Origin of the sequence: Arcobacter sp. CECT 8983 (assembly GCF_004118855.1) — a bacterium.
In the GTDB taxonomy this organism is placed as follows: Bacteria; Campylobacterota; Campylobacteria; order Campylobacterales; family Arcobacteraceae; genus Halarcobacter.
This window is the reverse complement of record NZ_PDKF01000008.1, coordinates 342,192-353,923: the sequence shown is the minus strand read 5'-3', so window position 1 is coordinate 353,923 and position 11,732 is coordinate 342,192. Positions and strand designations below refer to the sequence as shown.

The 11,732-nt window shown below is 27.5% G+C and carries 15 protein-coding genes; 8 read left to right on the top strand and 7 right to left on the bottom strand.

Features of this window, described 5'->3' with window-relative positions:
- Positions 1-3: 3 nt before the first annotated feature.
- Complete coding sequence (locus CRV01_RS10730) at positions 4-417, bottom strand: Rrf2 family transcriptional regulator (protein WP_129008205.1); 414 nt, start codon at positions 415-417, stop codon at positions 4-6.
- A 148-nt stretch (positions 418-565) separates the two neighbouring features.
- On the opposite strand from CRV01_RS10730, the gene CRV01_RS10725 reads away from it, so the two are divergent.
- From CRV01_RS10725 to CRV01_RS10705, 5 genes are read left to right on the top strand one after another with little or no spacing between them, the layout of a single operon-like run.
- A complete protein-coding gene (locus CRV01_RS10725) occupies positions 566-1,012 on the top strand; it encodes a cytochrome c (RefSeq protein ID WP_129008204.1) in 447 nt (148 codons plus the stop codon).
- 5 nt (positions 1,013-1,017) lie between these two features.
- Positions 1,018-2,403: a cbb3-type cytochrome c oxidase subunit I gene (locus CRV01_RS10720; RefSeq protein ID WP_129008203.1), complete on the top strand. Its 1,386-nt coding sequence runs from the start codon at positions 1,018-1,020 to the stop codon at positions 2,401-2,403.
- Between the two features lie 10 nt (positions 2,404-2,413).
- On the top strand, positions 2,414-4,192 hold the full coding sequence (locus CRV01_RS10715) for a nitric oxide reductase activation protein NorD (RefSeq protein ID WP_129008202.1): 1,779 nt from the start codon (positions 2,414-2,416) through the stop codon (positions 4,190-4,192).
- A 1-nt stretch (position 4,193) separates the two neighbouring features.
- Entirely contained in the window at positions 4,194-4,982 is a 789-nt protein-coding gene (locus tag CRV01_RS10710; protein WP_129008201.1) for a CbbQ/NirQ/NorQ/GpvN family protein, read from the top strand.
- Positions 4,983-5,029: 47 nt separating this feature from the next.
- A complete protein-coding gene (locus tag CRV01_RS10705) occupies positions 5,030-5,317 on the top strand; it encodes a peptidylprolyl isomerase (protein WP_129008200.1) in 288 nt (95 codons plus the stop codon).
- 9 nt (positions 5,318-5,326) lie between these two features.
- Here CRV01_RS10705 and CRV01_RS10700 read toward each other — a convergent pair whose 3' ends face one another.
- The gene (locus CRV01_RS10700; RefSeq protein WP_129008199.1) at positions 5,327-6,565 is read right to left on the bottom strand and encodes a DEAD/DEAH box helicase; all 1,239 of its coding nucleotides are present in this window, start codon (positions 6,563-6,565) and stop codon (positions 5,327-5,329) included.
- Positions 6,566-6,579: 14 nt separating this feature from the next.
- On the bottom strand, positions 6,580-7,272 hold the full coding sequence (locus CRV01_RS10695; RefSeq protein ID WP_129008198.1) for an alpha/beta fold hydrolase: 693 nt from the start codon (positions 7,270-7,272) through the stop codon (positions 6,580-6,582).
- Between the two features lie 114 nt (positions 7,273-7,386).
- Between CRV01_RS10695 and CRV01_RS10690 the strand changes: the two genes are divergently transcribed.
- On the top strand, positions 7,387-7,779 hold the full coding sequence (locus CRV01_RS10690; protein ID WP_129008197.1) for a hypothetical protein: 393 nt from the start codon (positions 7,387-7,389) through the stop codon (positions 7,777-7,779).
- Here CRV01_RS10690 and CRV01_RS13935 read toward each other — a convergent pair.
- Positions 7,766-8,194, bottom strand: coding sequence for a CopD family protein (locus CRV01_RS13935; protein ID WP_129008196.1), 429 nt, complete (start codon positions 8,192-8,194; stop codon positions 7,766-7,768). The two genes, CRV01_RS10690 and CRV01_RS13935, sit on opposite strands and share 14 nt — an antisense overlap.
- Positions 8,195-8,276: 82 nt before the next feature.
- On the opposite strand from CRV01_RS13935, the gene CRV01_RS10680 reads away from it, so the two are divergent.
- Positions 8,277-9,281 (top strand): AraC family transcriptional regulator, encoded by a 1,005-nt coding sequence (locus CRV01_RS10680; RefSeq protein ID WP_129008195.1) that lies wholly within the window; start codon positions 8,277-8,279, stop codon positions 9,279-9,281.
- Between the two features lie 26 nt (positions 9,282-9,307).
- Here the strand turns inward: CRV01_RS10680 and CRV01_RS10675 are convergent, their stop codons facing one another.
- Both CRV01_RS10675 and CRV01_RS10670 read right to left on the bottom strand, forming a co-directional pair.
- A complete protein-coding gene (locus tag CRV01_RS10675) occupies positions 9,308-9,763 on the bottom strand; it encodes a cupin domain-containing protein (RefSeq protein WP_129008194.1) in 456 nt (151 codons plus the stop codon).
- 41 nt (positions 9,764-9,804) lie between these two features.
- On the bottom strand, positions 9,805-10,371 hold the full coding sequence (locus CRV01_RS10670) for a pentapeptide repeat-containing protein (RefSeq protein WP_129008193.1): 567 nt from the start codon (positions 10,369-10,371) through the stop codon (positions 9,805-9,807).
- Between the two features lie 237 nt (positions 10,372-10,608).
- On the opposite strand from CRV01_RS10670, the gene CRV01_RS10665 reads away from it, so the two are divergent.
- Positions 10,609-10,827, top strand: coding sequence for a cold-shock protein (locus CRV01_RS10665; protein ID WP_129008192.1), 219 nt, complete (start codon positions 10,609-10,611; stop codon positions 10,825-10,827).
- A 38-nt stretch (positions 10,828-10,865) separates the two neighbouring features.
- On the opposite strand, the gene CRV01_RS10660 is transcribed toward CRV01_RS10665, so the two are convergent.
- Positions 10,866-11,732 (bottom strand): DMT family transporter, encoded by an 867-nt coding sequence (locus tag CRV01_RS10660; RefSeq protein ID WP_258238392.1) that lies wholly within the window; start codon positions 11,730-11,732, stop codon positions 10,866-10,868.

Sequence of the window (11,732 nt, the reverse complement as noted above, 5' to 3'; positions counted from 1 at the left end):
ATATTATAACTTAAAATCTTTATCTTTAATATCTTCTAAGGTAGTATTTTCATACATTTTTCTAATTAAAGCTCTTGGTTCAACCCATTTATCATGTAATGCACACTTATTGTTACAGTCACATTGACCTATACCTAAAATACATGTAGTATCTTCTTCTAAGTCTTTAAATGTTTCCAAAATATCTTTTATACTAGTTTTTGAAGGATCTGCTATTAGTTCATATCCCCCTTCTCTACCTTTTATAGAATTAACAAATTTTGCATTTACTAACTCAATCATTATTTTTGTTAAAAATTTATAAGGAATACCTAATATCTCTGATAACTCTTTTGCATTATATAGTTTTTCATTTCCATTATCAGCTATATAGCATAATATTCGTATGGCATATTTTGTTGTGTTGTGTAATTGCATTTATTCCCTTTACTTTTATCATTTTACATGATTTTACATTAAACCATTAATTAAAAATAATTTAAATTCTACTTTAAGGTAGAATTTAAATATTCAATGATAATATTCCAAAATACTACCTCAAGGTAGAATTTAAAAAGGAGTTAGAATGACTGAAAAAATTACGAAAAATATGGCTCGTAATATTTACTTTGGTGGAAGTTTGTTTTTTATACTACTCTTTGTAGGACTTACAGTTGATACAGTAAAGAAGTTTCCTGAGCTTACAAACGAAGATAAACTTACACAATCAGTAGCTGATGGTAAACATGTATGGGAAAAATACAACTGTGTTGGTTGCCATACAATTATGGGAGAAGGTGCTTATTATGCACCCGAACTTGCAAATGTATTTGATAGAAGAGGATTAAAAGATGAAGAAACTTTTAAAACATACCTTAGTTCATGGATGGCTTCACAACCTTTAGATATAGAAAATAGAAGAAAAATGCCTCAATTTAATCTTTCTGATAAAGAGATTGAAGATTTAGCAAATTTTCTAATCTGGACATCAAAGATTGATGATAATGAATGGCCACCAAATATTGAAGGATAATACAGATGAAATATAGTTCACAAATGGTTGCAAAACCATATTTTATTTTTGCACTACTACTTTTAGCAGGAGAAATGCTTTTTGGTTTAGTTTTAGGATTACAGTATATAAATGGAGATTTTTTATTTCCTCTAATTCCTTTTAATGTTGTAAGAATGGTACATACAAATTTATTAATTGTATTGATTCTTTTTGCTTTTATGGGAGCTGCATACTATTTAGTACCAGAAGAATCAGAAAGAGAATTATGGAGTCCAAAACTTGCAATTATTACCTTTTGGGTATTTGCAGTTGCAGGTGTAATTACAATACTTGGATATTTATTAGTTCCCTATGCAACATTAACAGAAATTACATATAATCACCTATTTCCTACTATGGGAAGAGAGTTTTTAGAACAACCTACTATTATAAAAATAGGAATTGTAATTGTTGCTGTTTCTTTTGTCTTTAATATTGCAATGACAGTATTAAAAGGTAGAAAAACAGTTATTACAGTAGTTTTATTAACAGGTCTTTTAGGGCTAGCAGGTTTATTTTTATTTGCATTTTACCTTCCTGCAAATCTTGCTGAAGACAAGTTCTTCTGGTGGTTTGTTGTTCACTTGTGGGTTGAAGGTGTTTGGGAGTTAATTCTTGGTGCTATTTTATCTTTTGTTCTAATTAAAGTAACAGGTGTAGATAGAGAACATATCGATAAATGGTTATATCTAATTATTGCAATGACTTTAGTATCAGGAATCATAGGTACAGGACATCACTTCTTCTATATTGGTACACCTGATTATTGGTTATGGTTAGGTTCTATTGCTTCAGCTGTTGAACCATTACCATTTTTCTTAATGGTTTTATATGCCTTTGCAATGGAGAAACAAAGAAGAGTTTTCCATGAAAATAAAATAGCTCTTACATGGGCAAAAGGAACTGCTGTAATTGCTTTCTTAGGTGCTGGAGTTTGGGGATTTATTCATACATTAGCTCCTGTAAACTACTATACACATGGTACTCAATTAACAGCTGCTCACGGTCACTTAGCATTTTTTGGTGCTTATATAATGATTGCATTTACAATAATCTCTTATGCAATGCCTATAATGAGAGGTAGATTAAAAGGTAATTCTTTAAAAGCACAAAAAGTTGAAAGAGTATCTTTTTGGCTAATGGTTATAGGAATGTTAGGTTTAACTCTTGCCTTAACAGTTGCAGGAGTTTGGCAAATTGTTCTTCAAAGATGGCCTGAATCAGGAGAAGCTCTAAACTTTATGTCAACACAAGAGCATCTAATTCCTGTATATAAAGTAAGACTTTTATTTGGAGTTATGACTGTAATTGGACTTTTAACTTATTTATATAGTTTCTTTATAAAAGAACCAAAAGAAGCAACAGCTTAAAAGAAGAAAAATGGAAGAGTATATCGGAAAAGTTTGGGATAAATATATTACTAAAAAAGCAAGAAAAAACTTTGAAGAACAAACGGTTTTCTTTGAAGACAATAAAAAAGCATTAAGAATTTTTTATCACCTTTTAGGAGGTGATAAAACAAAAGAACTTTATATAACTGATAAACGTTCCATTTTAAAAAAAAGAAGAAATCTAAGCGAAAAGATTTCTGGAGTAGGAAAAGAGTTTTATCTTCCATGGCAAGATGAAGAGGCTCTTTACCTCCCTCCTTCTATTTCATACTTTAAAGATGAAAAATCAAATCAACTTCTATATTTTTGGCTTATTGCAATGATGAGTAATATAGATGTAAATAAAAAAAACATCATCTCTTGTAATATTAAAACAACAAAATATCTATTATCTAAATATGAAGGTTTTCAAGATTTTTATAACAACTGTTCAAATGAAATCTTTGAACAATACAAAGAACTAGAATTTATAAAAAAGTTAGATGAAAATAGTTCTAAAAATATTTTAGAAATACAACCATTTTACATGTGGGTTTACCCTTCTTTAAAAATGAAAAAAACTATTGAAAAATTTGAAGAAGATGAACCTTATAGAAATAAAGAACAAAAAGATAAAACCGAAACCTTACTTATGAAAAAAAAGGTTGAGAAAATTGATGATAAATCAAAAACTGATGGACTTTTGGTATTTTTACCTGAAGGACTAATGAGTATTTTAGAAAGAGTAAATGTTGATAGAAGTGAAGATGATAGTTTTGATGAAAATGCCCTATTCAATGCACAGGATTTAGATGAAATAACAATCGGAAGAAAAAAAGCAAATCTAAATGCAAGAATAAAAATGGATTTAGATATTGAAAACGATGCAATTGAAGAGTATCCTATAAAATCCAACTTTTCATTAGATGAATGGGATTATAAAAAACAAAAATATTTAGACAATTTTGTTAATATAAATCCAATATTTACAAAAAATATAAAAGCTATAAAACTTCCTACAAGACTGAAAAAGATAACAAATCAAGTTCAGCATGAACTAGATTTAATGCAATTAGATAAGATAAAAAGAACTAATCTTGATAATGGTGATGAAATAAATCTAAATACATGGATTGATTACAAAAGTTCAAAAGATAAAAGCGTAGATAAGCAAAACTTTTTTGAAAGCTTTCAAAAAAATACAAGAGATATGAGTACCCTGATTCTTGCTGATACTTCATTATCAACAGAAGCTGGTATTAGTTCAGAACTTAGAGTAATAGATATGATAAAAGATGGACTTATTGTATTTGCTGAAGCATTAGAAAGACTGCAAGATAACTTTAGCATATATGCCTTCTCATCATTGAAAAACAAAGATGTAAAATTTCATTTAATCAAAAACTTCCAAGAAAAGTATAGCGATACTATAAGAGGAAGAATTAATTACATAAAACCTGGATACTACACAAGATTAGGGGCAGCAATAAGACAATCTACAAAAATACTAGAAACTCAAAAAACAAAGAATAGATTACTTCTAATAATAAGTGATGGTAAACCAAATGATGTGGATAAATATGATGGAAGATATGGCATAGAAGATACTAAAAAAGCCATCAATGAAGTAAAAGCAAAGGGAATTGTACCATTTTGCATAACTATTGATTTAGAAGCAAAAAGCTACCTTACTTACCTTTTTGGAAGAACTGGTTTTACCGTAATTAGAAATGTAAAAAAACTTCCAAAAATTTTGCCAGAAATATATATGAATTTAACAAAGGATTAAAATGTCTAAGGATATTTACTATTTAGAACAAAACAATGAAACACAACTTTTTTTAGCTGCTGAAAAGATGAGCTTACCCGTACTAATTAAAGGTCCAACGGGTTGTGGAAAAACAAGATTTATTGAAGCAATGGGAGAAAAACTAAATAGAGAAGTTTATACTGTTGTTTGCCACGATGATTTAACTTCTTCTGATTTATTAGGAAGACATCTAATCTCTGAAAATGGTACATATTGGCAAGATGGACCTCTTACAAAAGCAGTTAGATATGGAGGAATTTGTTACCTTGATGAGATAATTGAAGCAAGAAAAGATACAACTGTTATCTTACACTCTCTTGCAGATTACAGAAGAGTACTTCCTTTAGATAGAACAGGTGAAACAATAGAAGCGCATCCTGATTTTATGTTAGTTGTCTCTTATAATCCTGGTTATCAAAACATCCTAAAAGGAATGAAACCAAGTACAAAACAAAGATTTATCTCTTTAAGTTTTGATTATCCTAAAAAAGAAGAAGAGAAACAAATTATTATAAAAGAGAGTAGTATTGATGAGAAAACAGCTACAAAACTTGTAAATATTGCAAATGAGATAAGAGAGTTAACTGATACAGATATACAAGAAGCAGTATCCACAAGACTTTTAGTATATGCAGCTAAACTTATAAAAAAAGGCTTTGATGAATACCAAGCTTGTATTCATTGTATTGTTGAATCATTAAGTGATGATAAAGAAGTTATTGATGTTTTAGAACGATTAATATCTTTGCACTTTATAAAAAAGGATTAGACATAAGCTCTTTATGTTAAAATTCCATAAAACAAAGGAGTACTTATATGGCATCTGCAACAGCTAGGCATATATTAGTTAGAAACAAAAAACTTGCACAAAAAATAAAAGAAGAACTAATAGAAGGTGATATTATATTTGAAAAAGCTGCAAAAAAGTACTCTAAATGCCCAACAGGAAAAAGAAAAGGTTTTTTAGGAAGTTTCTTTAAAGGTGATATGGTAAAAGAGTTTGATGAAGTAGTTTTCACTAAAAAAACTCCACTAAATAAAGTGGTAGGTCCTATTAAAACAGAGTTTGGATATCACTTAATAGAAGTACTTGCTAGAAACTAAGAGAGAAGATTAAAAATTCTCTTTCTTAGCTCTAGCTTCTCTTAATTTATCTTTTTTACTTTTTCTTTTTCCCTTTACAGGTGCTTCACCCTTTTTTTTGTTTAAAGGAGTACCTTTTAGTTCAAAACCTTCAATCTCTTCTTTTTCAAGATTGATATTTGAACGCTTTTCTATAAGTTTAAAATGCTCATAGTTTTCTAAAGTCAAAAAAGATATTGCAGTTCCAGTTTTACCAGCTCTTGCAGTTCTTCCTATTCTATGAACATAATCAGCAGGAGATCTAGGTAAATCATAGTTTACAACACAAGAAATATCATCAATATGTAATCCTCTTGCTGCTATATCAGAAGAAAAAAGGATATCAATCTGCTTGTTTTTAAAATCCTCTAAAGTATAATTTCTCTCTTCTTGGTCTAAATGTCCATGAAAAGACTCTGCATTAAAGCCATATTTTCTAAATTTTGCTGCTAAATTATCTGCTGCTCTATTTGTAGCCATAAAAACTAATACTTTTTCAAACTTCTCTTTTTTAAGTAAGTGTCTTAAAAGAGCTGACCTATTTTCACTATTTACTTTTATTGCTCGTTGATTTATAAGTTCAACAGTCTCTTTCTCTTCTAAGAAAACCTCTTTTGCTTCTTTTGTAATCTTTGAAGCGATTTCTAATACTTTTTCAGGGTAAGTTGCAGAAAAAAGTAAGTTTTGTCTTTGTGTAGGAATTTGTTCTAATAGTAAATCTAACTCTTCTTGAAAACCTAAATCAAGCATCTTATCTGCTTCATCAAGAACTAAATACTCTACAAAAGACAAGTTAATCTGCTTTTTAGAAATAATATCAAGTAATCTTCCAGGAGTTGCTACAACGATATCTCTTCCTTGCTGTACATCTAAAAGTTGTTGAGAAATATCATCTCCACCAATAAGTGTTACAACCTTAGGTCTTTTTTTAATATATTTACTTAAATCTTCAAAAGTTTTTGATACTTGAAGTGCTAGTTCTCTAGTAGGTGCAAGAACTAAAGTTCTTACTTTAGCTTTACCTTCATATTGATTATTTAAAAAGTTTTCTAAAATAGGAAGAACAAAACTTGCTGTTTTTCCACTTCCTGTTTGTGCTTTAGCCATAACATCAAGTTTTTCTAAAACTAAAGGTATTACTTTTTCTTGTATTTGTGTTGGCTTTTTTAAACCCATATTTTCAAGAGCTTTGTTTATTGGTTCTTTTAAACCAAAATCATAGAATGTCATCTATTATTTCCTTTTTAAATTTTCATCCACTTTTCTATATGAATGATTAACTCTTCTGGAACTTCCAAAGAGATATTATGGCTTGTACCTACTCTATTATTTATATAAAAATCATGTTCCATTTCTTTTAATGCTTTTATAGAGGTATGGTTTAATAACCTATCTTCTGAACTATAGAAAAGATATGTTGGAATATCAAGTTTATTTAACTTTTCAAATAACTCTTCTCTTTTTAATGTCAAGGCTAGTTGAGGAGCAAAAGCTTCATTTCCAAGCTCGTTAAACATATTGCATACAATATCAACCAACTCTTCATCATCTTTTATTTCTAAAAGATCAATTGCTTTTTTTTCATCTAAAGAAGTAAATTTACCAACTCTTGCTTCTTCTAGTTTTTTTTCTCTTCGTGGAACATCTTTTTGTTCTGTTGCACTAGGAGTTGAACTTAATAAAAATAGCCTTTTTACTTTTTTTGGGAAACTAACTGCATAATATGAAGCTATATAACCACCTAAAGAAAAACCTAATAAGTTGATTTTTTCATCTTCAATTTGTTTATCTAATATCTTATTAATTTCATCAAAGTCTTCACTATATGGTATTGGTAGGTGTATTAATTCATATTTTTTATCTAAATAAGGTTTTAACTTACTCCATAATCTAACATCTGTCATAAGACCAGGAATTAAATATATCTTTTCTTTCATATAATATTTTCCTTCATAAATAAAAAAGATATCTTAGCATAATAAGGTTTTTATGACATAAAATTATTTATCTAGTTTTAGATAAAATTCCAAATAAAAAATAGGACACTAAAATTGAATAACCCAAAAATACTTTTTCCCCTTGCACTTATAGGAATTCTTTGCACATATTTTTTTGTATTTGGTGAAGAAAAAACATTAGAACTAATAAAAAAAGAGTATTTATATCTTCTTGCTATTATTCCTCTAGCTGCTATTTTTATATTTTTTAAAATAAAACTAAAAAACTATGAATTAGTAGATTTTAATAAAAACTCTAATCTATCTTTTAAATCTATTGTTATGTTTTTTCTTATCTTTCAAGTAGTTGATTACTTTAGTGAAGGTAGTTTTGAAGGTATGATTTCCCTTTGGCTTTTATACTGGATTATGGGTATAATTGCCCTACTTTTAATGGAAAATGTAAACTTCTATAAAAACTATAAAATGATTTTTAAAAAAGCTTAGTAATAGTTAGAAATATCACTATCGATAAAATTAGTACAATAAAAAGAATCAAATACTCAAAAGCCTTTAACTTTGTAAAAAATAGCTTATCCATAAAAACACGAATATAGTGGTGAGCTATCGCAAGTAAAGAGATAAAAAAGAATTTTGTATATATCCAATATCCACTTTGCAATAAAGCACTATTTTGAACAATCAATACAATCCCAAATATTACAGCAAAAATAAAAGACAAAGATGAAATATATCTATAAATAAAAATCTCTTTTTGTTCTAACTTTTTTATTAGGTGCAAGTCTTTTATCTCAAGTAGGCTCTTATGAAAAAAAAGAGTTTTTAGTAGGTAAATACTACTTGAAAACCAAATGATAATACTGATTAAATGAAATGCCTTTATAAACTCATAATAATGCATTTTAAATCCTTTTTGTTTAATTTTTTTATTGTACAATCAAAACTAAATATAGTTTATATCATTTCACGAACAAAGGCACTTTTTGAATGCAAACTTTCCTTTAATGCTTTTTAACCTAACATCAAATTTGTTAGAATCAAAATACAATTTTGATAAAGATAAATATATAAAAGAAAATAATCTAAATAAAATAGATATCAAAGAGGTTAATGATTTATTAGATTTTTGTATTCAAGAATATAAAAGTTATGAAATTTTGATAGAACTATCAAAACAGGCAAAACCAAAAGATTTAGGAGTTTTAGGATACTTAGTATTAAACTCATCATCTATAGCTCATAGTTTAAAACTTCTTAGCACGTACTATTGTCTAATAGGAAATAGTATAAAACCTACACTTTTGGAAACTAATGAATACTATAAGTTAAGTATTTATTCAAACTCAAAAGAAGAAGGTATTTTAAATATTGAACACAACAAAACATTTATTCATCTGTTTGCTTTTTTACACTTACTTAATAACTTAAGTTCTAAAGAGATAGTTCCAATATATATAAACCTAATGCAAAATAAACTATTTAATACAAAGTATATTTCAAATATAAAAGTCAACTTTTCACAAGATGAAAATGCAATATATTTTGATAAAGATATTGAAAATATTAATCTAATTTCATCAAATAAAAATGAATTTGAATACTATAAAAAAGAAGTAGAACGACTACTAGATTTAAATCTAAGCAAAGAAAGCTATGAAACAAAAGTCTCTGCACTTGTTTTTTCTTATATTATGGAACTTGATATATCTTTAGAAAATATTTCTAAGAAACTTGATTTACACCCAAGAGTTTTACAAAAGAGATTAAAAAAAGAGAACATAAGCTACTCTTATATAGTTGAAGATATTAGAAAGAAACTTTGCTTATACTATTTAAAAAAGGGACTTGATACAACTACAATTTCTATTTACTTATGTTATAAAGAAACAAACTCTTTTTTTAGAAGTTTTAAGAAATGGTTTAATCAAACACCTAATCAATACAAAAGAGAAATTGAAAGAAGTTCAAATGACTGTATAAAATATTAAGTTCTAAAGTACTAAATAATTTTTACTTAGTTCCATTTTGCTTCGTAAGGAACTCTTGTTCCATCAGCTGTAGTATGTTCTTCCAAAGAGTTTTCTTTTGATTGAACTACTAAATAAATCATAATATCATCAGAAGAATTTTTTATACCTCTTACACCTTTAGGTGCAACTCTAATTGTACTCCCCTCTTTTATTTCAAAACAGTCATCATCTACTTGAAAAAAACCATGTCCTTTTAAAATAATATATGTCTCTTCATTTTTATTATGAATATGAAAATACGGCTGAGCTGTATTTGCAGGCAAAGAATTAAAAGATATCTCAGTACCACTTGATTTTGTAGAATCCTTTAAAAATACTTTTCCTTCAATTTCTTGTTTGTTTATAGGATGAATTAAAGAATACTCCATAAGTTTGTTTAAATTCCCTAAATCAACTGCACTATAGTTTTTGTTTTCAGATATTTTAATAGCTTTTTTCATAACTTTAGCCTTTGTTTTTATTTAGATTATTTTATCTAAATTTATTTAATTTTAATTGGAAGTAAAGACAAAAAGCTAAGTGCCTCAGGTAAAGTAAAACTTGCATCTTTTAAATCATTTGATTTAGGATCTATAAAGTAGTTTCTTGATGTCTCAAAATTTGCTTTTACTAAACTATTACTTATAAAAGAAGAAAGCTCTAAATCACAATTATCGAAAATAGAATTTTCTAAATTACACTCTTCAAAGCCTGTATCCTTTATAATAGAATCTTTAAACAATATTTTTCTTAAATCTAAAAGATGAAAAGAGTTTTGAGATATATTACAAGAATCAAAGCTAACATCAAAAGGTTCATCACAAGAACTCCATGAAATACCTATAAGTTTTGAGTTTTCAAATTTCACATCATTAAAAGTAGATGATTTTAAAGTAACTAAAGATAAATCACAATTTATAAAAGTACATTCAGTAAACTTACAAGAATGAATAAGTGCTTTAGAAAAGTCACATTTTGTAAATATACAATTATCAAAATAGATTTTATATATCTTTTTTGATTTATATTCATTAAACTCTTCTTCCCAATAATCGTCAGTTTTAAACATTTTTTTCTTTTTAATTTAAATTCTATCATCATTATATTGAAAATAAATTTTATTTTAAGATTAAATAAGAGAAAAATAGAGTATAATGCTTATAATTAAAAAGATGGTTCGAGTTACATCTTTAGTATGCGTTTTATTGATAGCCCTTCGTTATACAGTACAATCCACCTATAGAGAGTCTCATATTATACTTTTAAAGGCCAATTTTTGGCAAAATTTAACAATTAAGGAATTACAATGGCAACATTAGTAAATGGAACAGTAAAATGGTTCAACAGTGAAAAAGGTTTCGGTTTTATCGAACAAAAAGATGGTGGAAAAGACGTATTTGTACACTATAGACAAATCAATAACCCAGGATATGGAAGAGTTTCTTTAGAAGAAGGTCAAGAAGTATCTTTTGAAATTGGAGAATCTGATAAAGGTCTTCAAGCAGAAAACGTTACTGTTTTATAATACCATACTATAAAGTAGCTTTTGCTACTTTATAGAAACTACTTCTTACTTACTAAAACCCCTCCAACAACAATCAAAACAATACCTACAAAAGTAAAAGAGTCAGGAAATTTATCTCCTAACATAATACCAAACCCTAATGCAAAGGGAATATTCGTATAACTAACAACGCCAATAATACTAGCTTTGCTCAAACTATAAGCTTTAGTTAAAAACCATTGTGAACCTGTAGATATAATTGCCATAAATCCAATTAATGCCCAAATAAAAGGATCTGTATGTATTTTAAATTGTACATAAGGAGTAAATAAAAATAATCCCAAAGGAATAAGCATTCCAACTGTCATAAATGAAAGCATAATTATTCTTGCATCATATATATCTTTAATTTTTTTAATAGTTGCATATGCAGCTGCTGAAAAAAATCCACTTAATACACCAAATATATGGTCTATTGATATTTCTATACCAAAAGGTTTTATTATAAAAACCACTCCTATAAAACCTAAAATAAGAGCAATAAAGGTAGGAAGATTCACTTTTTCTTTCATAAGATAATATGCAAGGATAGTTACAAAAAAAGGAGAAGTTTTGTTTAAAACAACTGCCTCACCTAAAGGAATTGTAGCAATAGTATAAAAAAATAGTACCATTGCAGTTCCACCAAATAATCCTCTTAAAAAAAGTAGATGAATTTTTGAAAGAGAAAAAGATACTTTTACTCTTTGTAAACTATATAAAACTATTAATCCACCAAGTAAATTTCTATAAAAAACCACTTCTATAGGATCCATAGAATCTGAAAGTATCTTTGCTACTGCTCCATTAAGTGCTCCAAAAAACGAGCTTAGAAGCATAAATAAAGCACCCTTGTCTATAGATAAAGAGTTACGTTCATTTGACAT